General features: G+C 68.6%; 15 protein-coding genes and 1 pseudogene. 7 read left to right on the top strand and 9 right to left on the bottom strand.

The window, feature by feature from the left end:
* Positions 1-144: 144 nt before the first annotated feature.
* Together SPR02S_RS27335 and SPR02S_RS27330 are read left to right on the top strand one after the other, a co-directional pair.
* Positions 145-1,878, top strand: coding sequence for an ABC transporter ATP-binding protein (locus SPR02S_RS27335; RefSeq protein ID WP_026150906.1), 1,734 nt, complete (start codon positions 145-147; stop codon positions 1,876-1,878).
* Positions 1,878-3,806 carry an ABC transporter ATP-binding protein gene (locus SPR02S_RS27330; RefSeq protein WP_019060200.1) on the top strand — a complete coding sequence of 643 codons (1,929 nt, stop codon included), beginning with the start codon at positions 1,878-1,880 and terminating at the stop codon, positions 3,804-3,806. The genes SPR02S_RS27335 and SPR02S_RS27330 overlap by 1 nt, the downstream gene beginning before the upstream one ends.
* A gap of 202 nt (positions 3,807-4,008) precedes the next feature.
* On the opposite strand, the gene SPR02S_RS27325 is transcribed toward SPR02S_RS27330, so the two are convergent.
* The 5 genes from SPR02S_RS27325 to SPR02S_RS56460 form a co-directional block, all read right to left on the bottom strand.
* Positions 4,009-5,319: an RNA polymerase sigma factor gene (locus tag SPR02S_RS27325; protein ID WP_019060199.1), complete on the bottom strand. Its 1,311-nt coding sequence runs from the start codon at positions 5,317-5,319 to the stop codon at positions 4,009-4,011.
* A gap of 81 nt (positions 5,320-5,400) precedes the next feature.
* Positions 5,401-7,308 (bottom strand): DNA primase, encoded by a 1,908-nt coding sequence (gene dnaG, locus SPR02S_RS27320; RefSeq protein ID WP_019060198.1) that lies wholly within the window; start codon positions 7,306-7,308, stop codon positions 5,401-5,403.
* Positions 7,309-7,355: 47 nt separating this feature from the next.
* Complete coding sequence (locus tag SPR02S_RS27315; protein WP_019060197.1) at positions 7,356-8,621, bottom strand: NAD(P)/FAD-dependent oxidoreductase; 1,266 nt, start codon at positions 8,619-8,621, stop codon at positions 7,356-7,358.
* 93 nt (positions 8,622-8,714) lie between these two features.
* Positions 8,715-10,070, bottom strand: a complete 1,356-nt coding sequence (locus tag SPR02S_RS27310; RefSeq protein WP_026150905.1) for a deoxyguanosinetriphosphate triphosphohydrolase — start codon at positions 10,068-10,070, stop codon at positions 8,715-8,717.
* Positions 10,071-10,118: 48 nt separating this feature from the next.
* Entirely contained in the window at positions 10,119-10,988 is an 870-nt protein-coding gene (locus tag SPR02S_RS56460) for a sirohydrochlorin chelatase (protein WP_019060195.1), read from the bottom strand.
* Positions 10,989-11,209: 221 nt separating this feature from the next.
* Here SPR02S_RS56460 and SPR02S_RS27300 point away from each other — a divergent pair, with 221 nt between their 5' ends.
* Positions 11,210-11,896 (top strand): SanA/YdcF family protein, encoded by a 687-nt coding sequence (locus SPR02S_RS27300; RefSeq protein ID WP_026150904.1) that lies wholly within the window; start codon positions 11,210-11,212, stop codon positions 11,894-11,896.
* A 34-nt stretch (positions 11,897-11,930) separates the two neighbouring features.
* Here SPR02S_RS27300 and SPR02S_RS27295 read toward each other — a convergent pair whose 3' ends face one another.
* The gene (locus tag SPR02S_RS27295; protein ID WP_019060193.1) at positions 11,931-12,377 is read right to left on the bottom strand and encodes a gamma-glutamylcyclotransferase family protein; all 447 of its coding nucleotides are present in this window, start codon (positions 12,375-12,377) and stop codon (positions 11,931-11,933) included.
* 154 nt (positions 12,378-12,531) lie between these two features.
* Here SPR02S_RS27295 and SPR02S_RS27290 point away from each other — a divergent pair, with 154 nt between their 5' ends.
* Positions 12,532-14,175, top strand: coding sequence for a M4 family metallopeptidase (locus SPR02S_RS27290; RefSeq protein ID WP_019060192.1), 1,644 nt, complete (start codon positions 12,532-12,534; stop codon positions 14,173-14,175).
* 3 nt (positions 14,176-14,178) lie between these two features.
* On the opposite strand, the gene SPR02S_RS27285 is transcribed toward SPR02S_RS27290, so the two are convergent.
* Positions 14,179-14,922 (bottom strand): hypothetical protein, encoded by a 744-nt coding sequence (locus SPR02S_RS27285; RefSeq protein WP_158697880.1) that lies wholly within the window; start codon positions 14,920-14,922, stop codon positions 14,179-14,181.
* On the opposite strand from SPR02S_RS27285, the gene SPR02S_RS27280 reads away from it, so the two are divergent.
* Complete coding sequence (locus SPR02S_RS27280) at positions 14,911-15,411, top strand: GNAT family N-acetyltransferase (RefSeq protein ID WP_019060190.1); 501 nt, start codon at positions 14,911-14,913, stop codon at positions 15,409-15,411. The genes SPR02S_RS27285 and SPR02S_RS27280 overlap by 12 nt on opposite strands.
* Before the next feature lie 37 nt (positions 15,412-15,448).
* Here the strand turns inward: SPR02S_RS27280 and SPR02S_RS56455 are convergent, their stop codons facing one another.
* A complete protein-coding gene (locus SPR02S_RS56455; protein ID WP_306305745.1) occupies positions 15,449-15,823 on the bottom strand; it encodes an ATP-binding protein in 375 nt (124 codons plus the stop codon).
* 194 nt (positions 15,824-16,017) lie between these two features.
* On the opposite strand from SPR02S_RS56455, the gene SPR02S_RS27270 reads away from it, so the two are divergent.
* Both SPR02S_RS27270 and SPR02S_RS27265 read left to right on the top strand, forming a co-directional pair.
* On the top strand, positions 16,018-16,908 hold the full coding sequence (locus SPR02S_RS27270; protein WP_019060189.1) for a helix-turn-helix domain-containing protein: 891 nt from the start codon (positions 16,018-16,020) through the stop codon (positions 16,906-16,908).
* Between the two features lie 3 nt (positions 16,909-16,911).
* Positions 16,912-17,103 (top strand): DUF397 domain-containing protein, encoded by a 192-nt coding sequence (locus tag SPR02S_RS27265; RefSeq protein ID WP_019060188.1) that lies wholly within the window; start codon positions 16,912-16,914, stop codon positions 17,101-17,103.
* A 6-nt stretch (positions 17,104-17,109) separates the two neighbouring features.
* Here SPR02S_RS27265 and SPR02S_RS56450 read toward each other — a convergent pair.
* Positions 17,110-17,748, bottom strand: a pseudogene (locus SPR02S_RS56450) (aldo/keto reductase).
* Positions 17,749-17,762: the final 14 nt, after the last annotated feature.

Below are 17,762 nucleotides of genomic sequence, written 5' to 3'. Positions count from 1 at the left end.
CCAATAAGGCACTTAAGGGTGCATAAGGGGCCGTAGGGCACTGCTGTTGGCTTAATCGGTTGAGGTAACGCGGGTGGAGTGTCCGACGATGGGGGCGAGGGGCACACCGCCCGCCCTCCACCCGCCGACTCCGAGAGACCCAGCGTGCTCATACGACTTCTGCGGACCTATCTCAGGCCCTACAGGAAACCCATCACTCTGCTGGTGCTGCTGCAGTTCCTGCAGACCTGCGCCACCCTCTACCTGCCCACCCTGAACGCGCACATCATCGACAACGGTGTGGTGAAGGGGGACACCGGTTACATCCTGTCGTTCGGCGCCCTGATGATCGGGATCTCGCTGGTCCAGGTCGTGTGCAACACGGGCGCCGTCTACTACGGCGCGCGCACCGCCTCCGCCGTCGGCCGGGACATCCGGGCTGCCATCTTCGACCGGGTGCAGTCGTTCTCGGCCCGCGAGGTCGGCCAGTTCGGCGCGCCCTCGCTGATCACCCGGACGACCAATGACGTCCAGCAGGTCCAGATGCTGACCCTGATGACGTTCACGCTGCTCGTGTCGGCGCCGATCATGTGCGTCGGCGGGATCATCCTGGCGCTCGGCCTGGACGTGCCGCTGTCCGGGGTGCTGATCGCGGTGGTGCCGACGCTGACCATCTGCGTGACGATCATCGTGCGACGGCTGCGGCCGCTGTTCCGGTCGATGCAGGTGCGCCTCGACGCGGTGAACCGGGTGCTGCGCGAGCAGATCACCGGCAACCGCGTGATCCGCGCCTTCGTCCGGGACGAGTACGAGAAGGACCGGTTCCGCAAGGCCAACAGCGATCTCACCGAGATGCAGTTGAAGACCGGCAACCTGCTCGCGCTCATGTTCCCCGTGGTCATGACGACCGTGAACCTGTCGTCGATCGCGGTCGTGTGGTTCGGCGCGCACCGGATCGCCAGTGGCGGGATGCAGATCGGCGATCTGACCGCGTTCCTCGCCTATCTGATGCAGATCGTGATGTCCGTGATGATGGCCACCTTCATGTTCATGATGGTGCCGCGCGCGGAGGTCTGTGCCGAGCGCATCGAGGAGGTCCTCGACACGGAGTCCAGTGTCGTGCCGCCGCTCGCGCCCGTCACCGAGCTGCGCCGGCACGGGCATCTGGAGGTCCGCGGGGTCGGCTTCTGTTACCCGGGTGCCGAGGAACCCGTACTGAAGTCCATCGACCTGGTGGCCCGCCCGGGCGAGACGACGGCCGTGATCGGCTCGACCGGCAGTGGAAAGTCCACCCTTCTGAGTCTGGTCCCGCGCCTGGTTGACGCGACCGACGGCGAGGTCCTCGTCGACGGAGTCGACGTGTCGACCATCGACCCGGTCCTGCTCGCCAAGACGGTCGGCCTGGTCCCGCAGAAGCCGTACCTCTTCGCGGGCACGGTGGCGACCAATCTTCGCTACGGCAATCCCGACGCGACGGACGAGGAGTTGTGGCACGCGCTGGAGGTGGCGCAGGCCAAGGGCTTCGTCGAGGGGCTGGAGAACGGGCTCGACTCCCCCATCTCGCAGGGCGGCACGAACGTGTCCGGCGGTCAGCGGCAGCGGCTCGCGATCGCGCGGACACTCGTACAGCGGCCGGAGATCTACCTCTTCGACGACTCCTTCTCCGCCCTCGACTACGCGACCGACGCGGCGCTGCGGGCGGCGCTCTCGCGGGAGACCGCCGAGGCGACCGTGGTGATCGTGGCGCAGCGGGTGGCGACGATCAGGGACGCGGACCGGATCGTCGTACTCGACGAGGGACGGGTCGTGGGGACGGGGCGCCATCACGAACTGATGGCGGGCAATGAGACGTATCGGGAGATCGTGCTCTCCCAGCTGACGGAAGCGGAGGCCGCCTGATGGCCGGGCCCATGGGGCGGATGATGGCCGGGACGGGCCCCGACGCCCGTTCGATGGAATTCAAGGTGTCCGGCAAGCGGCTGATCGGCCAGTTCAGGCCGGAGCGGCTGACCATCGGCATCCTGCTGGTGTGCGTGGTGATCAGCGTCGGGCTGAACGTGGTGGGGCCGAAGATCCTCGGCAACGCCACCGACCTGGTCTTCGCGGGCATCATCGGGCGGCAGATGCCGGCCGGGACGACCAAGGCGCAGGCCCTCCAGGCGATGCGCGACCGCGGCCAGGGTTCGGTCGCGGACATGCTCAAGAGCACGGACTTCACCCCGGGCAAGGGCATCGACTTCACCTCGGTGGGTCATGTGCTGCTGCTCGCGCTGGGCACGTTCCTGGTGGCCGGGCTGCTGATGGCGGTGGCGACCCGGATGGTCAACCGGGCGGTCAACCGCACCATGTTCCGGCTGCGCGAGAGCGTGCAGACGAAGATGTCGCGCCTCCCGCTGTCGTACTTCGACAAGCGCCAGCGCGGTGAGGTCCTCTCCCGCGCGACCAACGACATCGACAACATCGGCCAGACCCTCCAGCAGTCGATGGGCCAGCTCATCAACTCGCTGCTCACGATCATCGGCGTCCTCGCGATGATGTTCTGGGTGTCCTGGCTGCTGGCCCTGGTCGCGCTGGTGACCGTGCCGCTGTCGTTCCTCGTCGCCACCCGCATCGGCAAGCGCTCGCAGCCGCACTTCGTGCAGCAGTGGCGCTCGACCGGCAAGCTCAACGCGCACGTCGAGGAGATGTACACCGGCCACACCCTGGTGAAGGTGTTCGGCCGCCAGGACGAGTCCGCGGAGCTGTTCGCGGAGCAGAACAACGCGCTCTACGAGGCGGGCTTCAAGGCGCAGTTCAACAGCGGGGTCATGCAGCCGCTGATGATGTTCGTGTCGAACCTCAACTACGTGCTGGTGGCCGTGGTCGGCGGCCTACGGGTCGCGTCCGGCTCGCTCTCGATCGGTGACGTGCAGGCGTTCGTCCAGTACTCGCGCCAGTTCTCGATGCCGCTGACTCAGGTCGCGTCGATGGCGAACCTGGTGCAGTCCGGCGTCGCCTCGGCGGAACGGATCTTCGAACTCCTCGACGCCGAGGAGCAGCAGCCCGATCCGATGCCGAGCGAACGCCCGGAGGAACTCCGCGGCCTGGTCTCCCTGGAGCACGTCTCCTTCCGCTACGACCCCGACAAGCCGCTCATCGAGGACCTCTCGCTGACGGTGTCACCGGGCCACACGGTCGCGATCGTCGGCCCGACCGGCGCCGGCAAGACCACCCTCGTCAACCTCCTCATGCGGTTCTACGAGGTCTCCGGCGGCCGTATCACCCTCGACGGTGTCGACATCGCGCGCATGTCCCGGGACGAACTCCGGTCCGGGATCGGCATGGTGCTCCAGGACACCTGGCTGTTCGGCGGCTCCATCGCGGACAACATCGCGTACGGGGCCTCTCGCGAGGTCACCCGGGGTGAGATCGAGGAGGCGGCGCGGGCGGCGCACGCCGACCGGTTCGTCCGTACGCTGCCCGACGGCTACGACACGGTGATCGACGACGAGGGTACGGGGGTCAGCGCCGGTGAGAAGCAGCTCATCACCATCGCGCGGGCATTCCTGTCCGACCCGACGATCCTGGTCCTCGACGAGGCGACGTCTTCGGTCGACACCCGTACGGAGGTGTTGATCCAGAAGGCGATGGCCAAACTCGCCCATGGCCGTACGTCGTTCGTGATCGCACACCGCCTCTCCACGATCCGGGACGCGGACACGATCCTGGTCATGGAGAACGGGGCGATCGTCGAACAGGGCGGGCACGCGCAGCTGTTGGCGGCGGACGGGGCGTATGCGCGGCTGTACAAGGCACAGTTCGCGCAGGCTGTGGCCGAGGTCGACTAAAAGATCCATAGAGAGTGCCACGGGGGGTCGTCGTGTGTGTGACGGCCCGTCGTGGCTGGTCGCGCAGTTCCCCGCGCCCCTAAAAGCCCCTCGGCTGAGGTCTTTTCAGGGGCGCGGGGATCCCCTAAAGAACTGGGCGCGCCCGAGTCTTCAGGGGCGCGGGGAACTGCGCGACCAGCCCCCACCGGGCCCGCAGACGGCATCAGTCCAGATAGCCCCTCAGCTGATCCGCAAAAGCGTGATCCCGCAGCTTGTTGAGCGTCTTCGACTCGATCTGCCGTATCCGCTCCCGGGTCACCCCGAAGATCCGGCCGATCTCCTCCAGCGTGCGTGGACGCCCGTCCGCAAGCCCATACCTGAGCTGTACGACCTTCCGCTCCCGCTCCCCCAGCGTCGACAGGACCGCCTCCAGGTGCTGCCTGAGGAGGATGAACGCGGCCGACTCCACAGGGCTGGTGGCATCGCCGTCCTCGATCAGGTCACCGAGGGCAACGTCGTCCTCCTCCCCCACCGGCGCGTGCAGCGAAACCGGCTCCTGGGCAAGGCGGAGCACCTCGCTGACGCGCTCGGGCGCGAGGTCCAGGTGGTCGGCGACCTCCTCCGGCGTCGGCTCGTAGCCGCGCTCCTGGAGCATTCTGCGCTGGACCCGGACGACCCGGTTGATGAGTTCGACGACATGCACCGGGACGCGAATCGTGCGGGCCTGGTCGGCGAGGGCGCGGGACATGGCCTGGCGGATCCACCAGGTCGCGTACGTCGAGAACTTGTAGCCGCGAGCGTAGTCGAATTTCTCAACTGCCCTGATCAGGCCGAGGTTTCCCTCCTGGACGAGGTCGAGCATGGTCAGCCCGCGCCCGACGTACCGCTTGGCGACGGACACGACGAGCCGCAGGTTCGCCTCGATCAGGCGGCGCTTGGCCATCCGGCCCATGACGACCAACTTGTCCAGGTCGAGAGCGAGTTGGCTGTCCAGGTCGGACGCGCCGCCGAGCTTCTCCTCGGCGAACAGGCCGGCCTCGACGCGGCGGGCGAGGTCGACCTCCTCGGCCGCGGTGAGCAGCGGGATGCGGCCGATCTCGCGCAGGTACTGGCGGAACAGGTCCGAGGAGGGCGCGCCGTTGTCGGCGGCGACCCGGCCGCGGGGCCGTGCCTCGGGCTCGGGGGCCTCGGCGGTCTCCACCGCTTCGGCCGTCGGTTCTTCGAGCTCGGGCGGGCTCTCCGCCTCCACGGTTTCGGGGTGGTGCGCGGCACGGTTCTGCGGAGGGACGGTCGCGAGGACATCGGTCTCCGCTTCCGGTTCCGCGCCGTCCGTCGTGCTGGTCTCGGTCTGGTCGAGGGTCTGGGTCTGCACGGGGGCGACCTCCAGGATGATCGCTGCCAGAGGGTACGGCAGCGGTACTTCAGGGGCGGAGTGGGCGGCCTCGCCGCAATCCGTCCCGTACTCGATGAGCGGAACCGCGGGGGTGAAGGACCCGCTGGGGACGGATCGGCCGCGCTCCGAGGACTCAGGCACCGGAACCCAGTGTGGAGTACGACACATCGCCGCCACGAGGGGCGTGCGGTGACTTTTTGAGTCCGTTCCGTGACTACGTGCTCAGAGCGCTGAGGCGCCGTGCACCTGGAGTGCCTGGTCGTACTGCTGAAGTACCCACAACTCGTTCTGTACGGCGGCCAGTTCGGCCGAGTCTCCGTGGCTGCCGAGGCGGGTGAGCGCGCCCTGGATGTCGCCGATGCGGCGTACCACGGCTCTTCGGCGGACCGTGACCAGCTGCTCGCCGGCGTAGTTCTCGTCGACCGTGCGGCGCATGATCGCCTCGACGGCCAGCTCGGTGACCATCGCGCGGACCGCGTCGTCCGGTGCCGCCTCGCGGACCCGGACCAGATAGTCCTGCGCGTCCTGAAGGCCGTACTCGGCGCCGCCCGCCTCGATGATCGCCTCGCGTACGGCCGCGTAGGGCGCGGCGGTGAACTCGTCGACGCCGTACGCGTCGAAGGCCGGGGAGACCAAGTCGGGGCGCTGGAGGGCGAGTTTGAGGAGTTCGCGCTCGGTGGCGAAGACCGGGTTGCGCAGGGTGAGGGCGGGGCCGCCGGTGGGGGTGCGGGGGGTGGTGTCGTACGGCTGCTGCTGTTGTCCGCCTCGGGTCGGCGCCGGGCCCTTGCCTCCTCGGTCACGGGCCCAACGGGCCAGCTGGGCAACGCGCTTGACCACGAACTGGGTGTCCAGGATGCCGAGCATGCCGGCGAGCTGGACGGCGACCTCGTGCTGGGCGCCGCTGTTCTTGATGTGGGCGACGATCGGGGCCGCCTCGTCCAGGGCGGAGGCTCGGCCCGCGGGGGTGTCGAGGTCGTAGCGGACGACGATCTGGCGGAGCGCGAACTCGAAGAGCGGGGTGCGGGGTTGGACCAGGTCGGCGACCGCTTCGTCACCCTTGGCGAGGCGGAGTTCGCAGGGGTCCATGTTGTCGGGCGCGATGGCGATGTATGTCTCGGCGGCGAACTTCTGGTCGTCCTCGAAGGCGCGCAGGGCCGCCTTCTGGCCGGCGGCGTCGCCGTCGAAGGTGAAGATCACGCGGGCCGAGCCGTTGTCCATCAGGAGCCTGCGGAGGATCTTGATGTGGTCGGTGCCGAAGGCCGTACCGCAGGTTGCGATGGCCGTCGTCACTCCTGCCAGATGGCAGGCCATGACGTCGGTGTAGCCCTCGACGACGACCGCGCGGGAGGACTTGGCGATGTCCTTCTTCGCGAGGTCGATGCCGTAGAGGACCTGCGACTTCTTGTAGATCGCGGTGTCGGGCGTGTTGAGGTACTTCGGGCCGTTGTCCGACTCGTAGAGCTTCCTCGCGCCGAAGCCGACGACCTCGCCGCCGATGTCGCGGATCGGCCACATGAGGCGGCCGCGGAAGCGGTCGATGGGGCCGCGGCGGCCCTCCTGGGCGAGGCCGGAGAGGAGGATCTCCTTGTCGGTGAAGCCCTTGCCGCGGAGGTATTTGGTGAGGTGGTCCCAGCCCTGCGGGCTGTAGCCGACGGAGAAGTGCTCGGCGGCGGACTGGTCGAAGCCGCGCTCGGCGAGGAACTTGCGGCCGGTGTCCGCCTCGGGGCTGACGGCGAGCTGCTCCACGTAGAAGTCGGCGGCGACCTTGTGGGCCTCCACCAGGCGGATGCGCTCGCCGCGCTGGTTGGCGGGGTTGTACCCGCCCTCCTCGTACCGCAGCGTGATGCCGGCCTGGGCGGCCAGACGCTCGACCGACTCGGAGAACGTGAGGTGGTCGACCTTCATCACGAACGTGATGGTGTCGCCGCCCTCCTGGCAGCCGAAGCAGTGGAAGAGACCCTTGCTGGGGCTGACCTGGAAGGACGGCGACTTCTCGTCGTGGAACGGGCAGAGACCCTTGAGGTTGCCGCCGCCCGCGTTCCGCAGCTGGAGGTACTCGGACACCACGGCGTCGATCGGGACCGCGTCCCGAACCGCCTTCACGTCCTCGTCGTTGATCCGTCCTGCCACGCGTGAATTCTACGGGGCCGGACTGACACCAGTGACGACGAGGACCGCTAGACGCCCAGGCTGTCCAGTGGAACGTGTGGGTCCGCGAGGGCGTGGGTGTCCACGCGCGCGCGGGAGCGGATGAGCTGCTGGATGGGCTCTGTGACGTCCCACACATTCACATTCATCCCGGCCAGCACGCGTCCCTCCTTCAGCCAGAAGGCGATGAACTCCCGCTTGCCCGCGTCTCCCCGGATCACCACTTCGTCGTAGGAGCCCGGGGGCGCCCAGCCGGAGTACTCCATACCCAAGTCGTACTGGTCGGAGAAGAAATAGGGCACGCGGTCGTAGGTGACGTCCTTGCCGAGCATCGCGCGGGCCGCCGCCGGGCCGCCGTTCAGGGCGTTCGCCCAGTGCTCCACCCGGAGGCGGATGTCGAAGAGGGCGTGGTGGAAGGCGGCCACGTCACCGGCCGCGTAGATGTCGGGGTCGGAGGTGCGCAGCCGTTCGTCGACCGCGATGCCGCCGCCGTGCGCGCGGTCGGCCAGCTCCAGGCCCGCCGCCTCGGCGAGCGCGGTGCGCGGGGCCGCGCCGATCGCCGCGAGGACGTCGTGCGCCGGGTGCTCCTCGCCGTCGTCCGTACGGGCGGCCAGCACCATGCCGTCCTGGCCGACGATCTCGGTGAGCCGGGCGCCGAAGTGGAAACGCACCCCGTGCTCGGCGTGCAGGTCGGCGAAGAGCTGGCCCAGTTCGGGGCCGAGGACGCCGTGCAGCGGCGTCTGGGACGGTTCTACGACGGTGACCTCGGCGCCGTACTCGCGGGCCGCCGCGGCGACCTCCAGGCCGATCCAGCCGCCGCCGGCGATCACCAGATGGCCGTTGTCCCGGCCCAGGGACGCCAGGACGTTCTTGAGGCGCTCGGCGTGCGAGAGGCGGCGCAGGTGGTGGACGCCCGCGAGGTCCGTGCCCGGGATGTCGAGGCGGCGGGGCTCGGAGCCGGTGGCGATGAGCAACTTGTCGTAGCGGACCAGGGTGCCGTCGTCTCCGAAGCGCACCGTCTTCGCCGTACGGTCGATGGCGTCGACGGTCTGGCCGAGGTGCAGCTCGATGTCGTTCTGTGCGTACCAGGCGGGTTCGTGGACGAAGACGCTGTCGCGCTCCTCTTTACCGAGGAGGTAGCCCTTGGACAGCGGCGGGCGCTCGTACGGGTGGTCGCGTTCGTCGCAGATCAGTATCACGCGGCCGGTGAAGCCCTCCGCTCGGAGCGTCTCGGCCGCCTTCGCGCCGGCCAGGCCTCCTCCGATGATGACGAACGTCTGATCCGCGTCGACCACTTGATGCCTCCTCGTGATGGTGCCGCCATAGGCGAGCCTCCCGCACGCAGTGTGATGCGGGAAGGGGGTGTGGCCCGATCAGGCCACGGAGGGTCACATTCGGGCTTGTTTCGCGTCACTGTGCCCCAGCGACGTGAGATGCGCGTGAAGAGACCGCGCCGACGCGTCGGTGAGTGACGCGATCTGATCGACGATCACCCGCTTGCGGGCGCGGTCGTCGGGCGCCTCGTCGAACTGCGCGCGGAACTGCGGCTCCAGCCCGTCGGGCGCGCGGGTCGTGAGCACCTCGGCGAGCTCGGCGACCACGATGCGCTCGTCGGCGCGGATGCGCTCCTGCTCCGCGCGCTGCATCACGTATCGGTCGGCGACCGCCTTGAGGACCGCGCATTCCAGCCGTGCCTCGTGCGGTACGACGAGTTCGGCGTCGTAGCGGGTGAGGCGGCCGGTGCCGTACGCCGCGCGCGTGGCGGACTCGGCGGCCAGGCAGAAGCGGCCGATGAGTTGGCTGGTGGCGTCCTTGAGGCGGGCCTGCGCCACCGCCGAACCGTCGTAACCGTGCGGCCACCACGGCTCGTTCTGGAGCCGGTCCAGCGCCTCGGCGAGTTCCTCGGGGGCCGTGTCCGCGGGGACGTAGCGGCCGATGGCCACCTTGAAGATCTCCTGGCGTTCCGGTTCGGCGTGCAGGCAGTTGGGGTCGATGTGGCCCGCGTGCAGGCCGTCCTCGACGTCGTGCACGGAGTACGCCACGTCGTCCGACCAATCCATGACCTGGGCCTCGAAGCAGGTGCGGGTGCCGGGGGCGCCCTTGCGGACCCAGTCGAAGACGGGCCGGTCGTCGTCGTAGACACCGAACTTCGGGGACTTGGGGTCAATGGGGTGCGCTCCGCGCGGCCAGGGGTACTTGGTGGCGGCGTCGAGGGTGGCACGGGTGAGGTTGAGGCCCACGCTCACCATGTCGCCGGTCGTCGCGCTTCCGTCGCCTGTCGTGTCTCTTCTTACGAAGCGCTTCGGTTCGATGCGGGTGAGGAGTCTGAGGGACTGGGCGTTGCCCTCGAAACCGCCGCAGTCGTCCGCGAATTCGTTCAGTGCCTGTTCGCCGTTGTGGCCGAAGGGGGGATGGCCCAGGTCGTGGGAGAGGCAAGCCGCTTCGACCAGGTCCGGATCGCAACCCAGGGCTGCGCCCAGCTCTCGGCCCACCTGGGCGCACTCCAAGGAGTGGGTGAGGCGGGTGCGGGGGCTGGCGTCCCAGGCCTGACTGCGGGTTCCTGGGGTGACCACCTGGGTTTTGCCTGCGAGGCGGCGTAGGGCGGCGGAGTGGAGAATGCGGGCGCGGTCGCGTTGGAAGGCGGTGCGGCCGGGGCGTTTGTCGGGCTCTGTTGCCCAGCGGTCGACTGACGTCGGGTCGTAGGGGTGGGGTGCTGCTGTGCGTGTGCCTGCGGTGCCTTCCATGCTTCGACAGTAAGCGGCGGTAGTGACAATTCGGGAGTTGCGGGGCGCCTATGCGTTTGCCGGGTGCGGTTTGGGGGCGAGTGCGGGTGCGTTGTACTGGTCGCGCTCACGCGGCGGAGCCGCACATCGATACAGCCCCGCGCCCCTTAGGGAGATGACCGCGCCGTTGGTTGCCAGGGTCTGGTCGTAGCGGTGGAGGATCAGCCTCGTCATCGCGGGGTGGGCTCCCAGGGGGGCCGATGCGATCCAGGGGGCCTGTTCCGCGCACTGGGTTGCGAAGCGACCCGGGGCTGTGAAGCAGGATGCCACTGCCACCCTGTGGTGGCCTCGGGCCCTGAGGGCGCGGATCGCCTCGGGGACCGTGGGGGTCGCTGCGGAGGCGTAGGCCGGGATCACGGGGACGCCCAGGCGGGCGGCCAGGAGGTTGGCTGTGCGGGTGGTGTCGAGCCTTGAGTCCGGGTCTCGGGAGCCCGCTGCGGCCAGGACCACGGCGCTCGCCCTGCGAGTCCTGTCGTCCATCCGCGTGCGCCAACCCGCCTCCACCAAGCGGTCGTAGAGGGTCTCTACTAGGAGGGGGTGCGGGCCCAAAGGGGGTGCCACGCGCGTGCGTGCCGGGGTCTTCGCCTTCGCGGCCAGCTCGGGGATGTCCTGCTTGACGTGGTAGCCGCGGGACAGGAGGAGGGGGACCAGGACGGCTTCCGCGGGGCCCAGTTCGGTGAGGGTGTCCTGGAGGCGGGGCTCGTTGAGTTCGATGTGGCCCAGGTGGACGGGGAGACCCGGGCGGAGTTCGCGGACGCGGGCCATGAGGGCTCGTACGGTGCTCAGGGCGCGCGGGTCGCGGCTGCCGTGGGCCACCAGGACGAGGGCGGGCGTACTGCCGAAGGTGGGTTCCTCGCGAGGTGGGATCAACGCCGTCATGAAGTGATGGTGGCAGGGGGAGGTTGCCACCCCGTTGCACTGGAATCACGGGTCTTTTCGGGGGGTTCACGGTGGGGTGCCGGGGTGTGTGAGGCGATGTGACCTGCCGTTTCCGGGTTCACAGTGAAGCCGGTCACACTGCGGGCGGCGAACCGGAGGGCGTTACGGCGCGTCTGTGACTGTCGAAACCGAACGCGGAGGGGCCCCCGTTGATACGTCTGATGCGCCGCCTGAGACTTCGTCGGCCGCGGCTGCCACGCACGCGTGCCGGGTGGCGGCAGTTCGTCCAGGTGGTGGCCGCCGGTTGTGTCCTCGCGCTGCTTCCCGCGACCTGGCTGTGGGTGTCCACGGCCGACCGGTTGCGGACCCTTCAGGACGCGCCACGCACCGATGTGGCCGTGGTCTTCGGTGCGGGGCTGTGGGACGGCGAGCCGTCGCCGTATCTCGCGCACCGGCTGGACGCGGCGGCGGCGCTGTACCGGGAGGGCCGGGTGAAGGTCGTCCTGGTGACCGGCGACAACAGCCGCAAGGACTACGACGAGCCGGACGCGATGCGTGTCTACCTGGCGAAGCACGGGGTGCCACGCGCGCGCGTGGTGACCGATTACGCCGGTTTCGACACCTGGGACTCCTGTGTCCGCGCCAAGAAGATCTTCGGCGTCGACAAGGCCGTACTGATCAGCCAGAACTTCCACATCCGGCGGGCGGTCGCGCTGTGCGACGCGGCGGGGGTCGACTCGTACGGCGTCGGTGTCGACGACACGCACGACGCGACCTGGTACTACGGCGGCACCCGCGAGGTCTTCGCGGCGGGCAAGGCGGCGCTGGACCTGATGTTCCACCCCGATCCGCACTTCCTCGGGCCGAAGGAGAAGGGCATCACGCGGGCGTTGGCCTCCGGCAACTGAGGCCCGCGGCAACTGAGGCCCCTTCAGGGGTGGTTCAGCGGCGGTTGATCCAGTCGCCGCCCTCGATCAGCTTGCCGTGGGTGCGGAGGCGGGCGGTGACGGTGGGGGCGGCGAGGTACACCCAGGCGCGTACGGACGTGCCGTCGGTGTCGGCATCGGCATCGGCATCGCGGGTGACCCGGAGTTCGACGCGTTCGTAGAGGTTGGCCGGGTCGCCGGGGGCGTAGTCCTCAAGTCGGTCGAGGGCGATGAGGAGTTGGGGGTAGGCCTCGGGGCGCGTGGTGACGAGTTCGCCGACGATCACCGCGCCGGGGGCCTCGACGGCGTACGGGTAGCCGGGGCCGTCGTAGAGGGCGGCGCCGTGGAGGCGTCCCGGCTCCTCCGACTCCGTACGGCCGCGCAGGAAGCGGTCGTGGTTGGGCTCGCCGGGGCGGAGCGTGCCGTAGACGAAGAAGGGGAGGGGCGTCGAGGGGGTCGTCATCGCTCTCCTTGATCCCGGAAGGCTTTGATCCCGGAAGTCTCTGATCCCTGAAGTCTTTGCACGCGCTATGGACATGACATGTCATGGCCCCTTTAAATCTCATTCAACATCAACGCAGCCCCCACGCCCCCCACTTGCGTTCTTGAGGAGAGCCATGAGTCGGACACGGCACATTCGAGGTTCCCGTCTCGCCACGGCCGGTGTCGCGGCCGGCGCCGCGACCCTGTTGGCCGCCACCCTCGCCCCCACCGCCCACGCGGCCGACCGGCCGTCCCGGACCACCGCGATCGCGAACGCCGCGTCGGCGTTGGTGGCCCATGCGGCGGGCTTGGGCCTGACGGCCGCGGAGGACACGTCGGTTCGTGACGTGATCGTCGACGCGGATGGCACCCAGCACGTCCGCTACGACCGTACGTACCGCCAACTCCCCGTCCTGGGCGGCGACTTCGTGGTCCATCTGGCCCCGAACGGCAGTTACCGGAGCGCCGACCGCGCGACCCGGAGCGCCATATCCCTGTCGTCCGTGACGCCGAAGGTGGCCGCTCCGAAGGCGGCGGACCTGGCGGTGAACGCGTTGCGGGCGGCGAATCTCGGTGAAGTGCTGAAGGGGGTGACCGCCAAGCCCCAGCTGATAGTTGACGCCCTGCACGGCACCCCGAAGCTCGCCTGGCGGACGAACGTGGTCGCCAAGGACTCGCTCGGCAACCCGGTCGCCCGCACGGTGCTGACCGACGCCCGCAGCGGCACCCAGATCGACGCCTGGGACAGCGTGGAGACGGCGACCGGCGACGGGAAGTCGCTGTACAGCGGGACCGTGCCGTTGGAGACGACGCTGTCGGGATCGACGTATCAGCTCAAGGACGCGACGCGCGGCGGGACTTACACCGGTGACGCGGCGAACAAGACCGACCTGTGCATCCTCGGCATCTGCATCAGCCGCGCCCCGTCCACGGTGTTCACGGACACCGACAACCACTGGGGAACGGGGGTGAGTTCGGACCGTTCATCGGCGGCGGTGGACGCGCAGTACGGCACGAACGAGACCTGGGACTACTACAAGAACGTCCATGGCCGCAACGGCATCGCGGGCGACGGCAAGGGGTCGTACAACCGCGTCCACTACGGCAACAGCTACAACAACGCTTTCTGGGACGACAGTTGCTTCTGCATGACGTACGGCGACGGTGACGGGACGCAGCTCGGTCCGCTGGTGGCGCTGGATGTCGCCGGGCACGAGATGACGCACGGCGTGACGTCCAAGACGGCGGCGCTGACGTACTCGGGCGAGTCCGGCGGGCTGAATGAGGCGACCTCGGACATCATGGGCACGCTGGTGGAGTGGTACGCCAACAACTCCTCCGATCCCGGGGACTACTTGATCGGCGAGAAGATCGTGCGGTCGGGCTTCGGCAAGGCGGCGCTGCGGTTCATGGACCAGCCGTCCAAGGACGGTAATTCGGCGGACTGTTGGAGCTCGTCGGTCGGCAACCTCGACGTCCACTACTCGTCGGGCGTCGCCAACCACTTCGCGTATCTCCTCGCGGAGGGCAGCGGCGCGAAGACCATCAACGGCGTGAGCTACAACTCGCCCACGTGCAACAGCTCTTCGGTGAGCGGAATCGGCCGGGACAAGCTCGGGGCCATCTGGTACCGGGCGTTGACGGTCTACATGACGTCCTCGACGAACTACGCGGGGGCCCGGACGGCGACCCTCAACGCGACCAAGGACCTTTACGGGGCGGGGAGTTCGGAGTACGGCGCGGTGGGCGCGGCGTGGAGCGCGGTCGGCGTGGGGTGACGATCAGTTCCTGTTCTGATCTGGCCGGTCGTACTCGGCCAGCAGGTCGGCCTCGGCCTTGGTGAGCCGTTCGATGGCAGCCGGGTACCTCGCATCCGTGTCTTCAACGGCCCGGTCGAGGGCCCGGACCGCCTCGTCGACGCGCCCCCGAGCGACCAGTGCGCGGGCCAGCAGGAGAGCGAGACCCGTAGAGCTGCCAGGCGTGACGAGTCTCCGCAGCTCGTCGATCCGTCCCTGCTCGGCGAAGTGGTACGCCACCATGGAGCGCGCGTCGCGACGGGGGCCACTTTCCTCGTAGGCCATCAACTGGACGTCCTTGACACGGCCTTGGAGGAGAAGCAGACGGACCAGCAGGTTCCATTCGACGTATTCGTGCGTGTACCGCTGGAGGAAAGTGATGGCCTGATCGATGCGGTCCTGCGCGCGCAGCAGCTCGATCAACTCGTCGCGGGCGTCCTCCTCATCGACCTGAAGGCGCACCTTCATCACCGCGACCTTGGCTTCGAGATCGTCCTGCCCGGCCAGCGTGTCGGCCAGCAGGAGCGCCAGGCCCTCGTTCTCGGACCCGGCGAGTGTCCGCAACTCCTCGCTCCGGCCCTGCGTGGCGTAGATCTCCGCCAGACCGTGCCGGACAAGCGGAAGCGGAACCCGGTGCAGGTGGTTGGAGATCGGGCGGGTCCTGGACGAGCCTGGGGTGGGTCTTGCCGTTCCTGGATTCTCTGGATACTTGACGTCATGGCTGATCAACGTGAGGTTTCCATCGTCCGCCGGCCAGGCCGGACCCTCTCCGCCGAGGACGGGCTGGGCGCGCTGCTGACGGCGTACCACCTGCGAACGGAGGCCGAGAAGGGGCAGCCCATTGCCGATGCGGACGCGCTGCCGGATCGGTACCGGGCGGAGATCTCGGACCCGCGGACCGCATTCGCCGACGATGTCGTGCTGGTGGCTCGCAGCGGGAGCGCCGCGGTGGGGTGTCTGGTGGTGACCGCCCCCGCCGACGGGCAGTTGGAGATCAAGAGGCTCTGGACGGACCCCGCGTTCCGGGGTCGGGGAGTTGCCTCGGGCCTGCTGGATGCGGCGATTGCGCACGCGGCGGAGAGTGGCGCGGACACCGTGCGGCTGTCGGTGTGGAAGTGGCGGACCGGAGCCATCGCCCTGTACGAACGGTTCGGCTTCGCCGTCACCGAGTCATGGGACGAGCGGGATCAACTGGTCTGCATGGAGCGGGCCTTGTGAGTGCTGCCGTACGACGTCCAACTCGCACCACACCGACTTACCCACGGTGAGCTCGCGCACGCCCCAACCGGTCCGCGATCTGACCGACGATCAGCAGTCCCCGCCCGAACATGTCGCCCTCGGTGACCTCACGGAGGTTCGGCCGTAACTCACCCTTCGGGTCGGACACCGCGATGCGTACGGCGCGTTCCGTGAGGGTGAGTTCGACTCGGAAGAGCCGGTCACGCAGACATCCGTGCAGTACGGCGTTGCCGCCCAACTCGGAGACCAACAGGGCGGTGTCGGGGGCGAGTTCGGGGTGACCCCACTCGGTGAGGAGGCGGTGGGCTCGGCGACGGGCGAGGGTGACGCTCTTGGGGAGCGGGGTGTAGTCGAGGCGGTCGTGATGGAGGGGGACTTCAGGGGCGACCATGTCGCTCACCTCCGGGCGTGGGCGAGTCGCGCCGCGAATCAACTGGCGCCACTCTGCGATCGGTTCGCCACCGAAGGTAGCGGCGCGGCGTCAAGGCTTTCAAGCTCTTCCCGGAAGATATCCACCAATCGTGTTTGCCAGCCCGGTCCCCCACCGAGCAAACTGACCGCGCACAGCACCGAAGGAGCAGCCGGGTGACAGCGAGTCAGGCCCGTCAGGGCAACAGCACGACCAGCGTTCTGGGGCGCAGGCTCGGAGCCGAACTCCTCCAGCTCCGCACGACGGCCGGCCTCACTCAGCCGCAGGCCGCGAAGGCGCTCTCCGCTTCGACGGCCAAGGTCGCCAAGCTGGAGGGCGGCTGGGTTCCCGTGCGCGATCCGGACATCCGGGCCTTGTGCGAGCTGTACGGCGTCCGTGATCTCGGAAAGATCGGTGGCCTCCTCGAACTGGCGAGGGTCGACCGGGAGCGCCGGAAGGCCAAAGGCTGGTGGGACGACTTCGACATCCCGGGTGTCATGCAGGAGTACGTCGCACTGGAGAGCGCCGCGACGGCCATCAAGGCATGGCAACCCGCGTTCATCCCCGGACTCCTCCAAACGCCCGAGTACGTAAGGGCGTTGAGGACTGAACCGGCGGCCACGGAGACCATCAGAGGTTCCCAGGCCGACGAAAAGTTCATCGCGGCACGGCTCGCCCGACAAGGCCGCCTGTCCGACGCCTCTCCACTGTCGCTGGAGACGGTGATCTACGAGGCGACCCTCCGCAACTTTCCCGGCGGCGAGGCCACAGCCGTCAGCCAACTCGACGGGCTGATCAAGGTGGCCGACCAGTCGAACATCAGCCTCCGGGTCTTCCCGTTCGACGCCGGTACGCACCCGGGCCTCAACGGATCGTTCAACATCATGTCGTTCGCCGAGCCCGGCGCCATGGATGTCGTCTACGTGGAGGCACCGTTCGTCGAACGCTGGGTGGAGGGCGGAGAATTCGCAGCCGCCTACGCCGAGTTGTTCGAGACGATCACTGAACGCTCCCTCAGCGAACGGGAATCCATTTCGTTCCTCCACGAGCTGCGCAAGAGACTGTGAACCATGCCCACGTTCGAGTACCGCAAGTCCAGCTACAGCAACGACAAGGCCGAGTGCGTCGAGATAGCCACCAACATCCCCACCACCGTCGCCGTACGTGACTCCAAGAACCCCAACGGCCCCTCCCTCCGCCTCCACCCCACCACCTGGAGAGCCTTCCAATCCTCCCTGCCCGCAGGGGAGTCGTGCCGGTAGCCCGGACTACCGGGAGCCCGCCACAGGCTGCCGCTTGTAGAAGGAATCCTCCAGGTAGGCGGCCTCGTCCTCGTCGAGTTCGACGTCCACCGCGGCGACCGCGTCGGCCAGCTGGGCCGGCTTGGTGACCCCGACGATGGGTGAGGTCACCACCGGGTTGCGCATGACCCAGGCCAGGGCGACCTGGGCCGGGGACAGACCCCGCTTGCCCGGGCCCGGGTCAGCCTGCCCCGCGCCAGCGGGCTCCACGGGATCACGCCGATGCCGGGTCCAGCCGTTCAGGTCAGCCAGGTACAGGGCCTTGGCGAACTGCCAGGCGTGCATGGAAGAGGCTCCGATGTAGCGGACCTTCCCGGACCTGACCGCGTCGTGCAGCGCCTCCAGGGTTTCCTCGATCGGGGTGTCGTAGTCCCAGCGGTGGACCTGGTACAGGTCGATGCAGTCGGTCCCCAGTCGCTTCAGGGAGGCGTCGAGCTCGGCGAAGATCGCCTTGCGGGACAGCCCGGCGCCGTTCGGGCCGGAGCGCATCCGCATCCAGCGACCAGGGCGCGCCGCCCCGGTCCGGCTCGCCGAAGCTCATGCAGCCGAGCCGAGGGCGATGGCGGAGACTTCCAGCCCGGTCGTGCCGAGTTTGATGTGTCGCATGCTTCCGAACCTAG

The sequence above is a fragment of the Streptomyces prunicolor NBRC 13075 genome (genome assembly GCF_000367365.1).
Taxonomy (GTDB): domain Bacteria; phylum Actinomycetota; class Actinomycetes; order Streptomycetales; family Streptomycetaceae; genus Streptomyces; species Streptomyces prunicolor.
The sequence above is the reverse complement of the archived record's forward strand: the minus strand, read 5'-3'. Positions and strand labels throughout refer to the sequence as shown.

Coding starts and splice junctions, on each gene's coding strand:
- SPR02S_RS27330 (WP_019060200.1), top strand. CDS start 1,878: ATGGCCGGGCCCATGGGGCGGATGATGGCCGGGACGGGCCCCGACGCC.
- SPR02S_RS27310 (WP_026150905.1), bottom strand. CDS start 10,070: ATGGAAGGCACCGCAGGCACACGCACAGCAGCACCCCACCCCTACGAC.
- SPR02S_RS56460 (WP_019060195.1), bottom strand. CDS start 10,988: ATGACGGCGTTGATCCCACCTCGCGAGGAACCCACCTTCGGCAGTACG.
- SPR02S_RS27300 (WP_026150904.1), top strand. CDS start 11,210: ATGCGCCGCCTGAGACTTCGTCGGCCGCGGCTGCCACGCACGCGTGCC.
- SPR02S_RS27295 (WP_019060193.1), bottom strand. CDS start 12,377: ATGACGACCCCCTCGACGCCCCTCCCCTTCTTCGTCTACGGCACGCTC.
- SPR02S_RS27290 (WP_019060192.1), top strand. CDS start 12,532: ATGAGTCGGACACGGCACATTCGAGGTTCCCGTCTCGCCACGGCCGGT.
- SPR02S_RS27280 (WP_019060190.1), top strand. CDS start 14,911: ATGGCTGATCAACGTGAGGTTTCCATCGTCCGCCGGCCAGGCCGGACC.
- SPR02S_RS56455 (WP_306305745.1), bottom strand. CDS start 15,823: ATGGTCGCCCCTGAAGTCCCCCTCCATCACGACCGCCTCGACTACACC.
- SPR02S_RS27265 (WP_019060188.1), top strand. CDS start 16,912: ATGCCCACGTTCGAGTACCGCAAGTCCAGCTACAGCAACGACAAGGCC.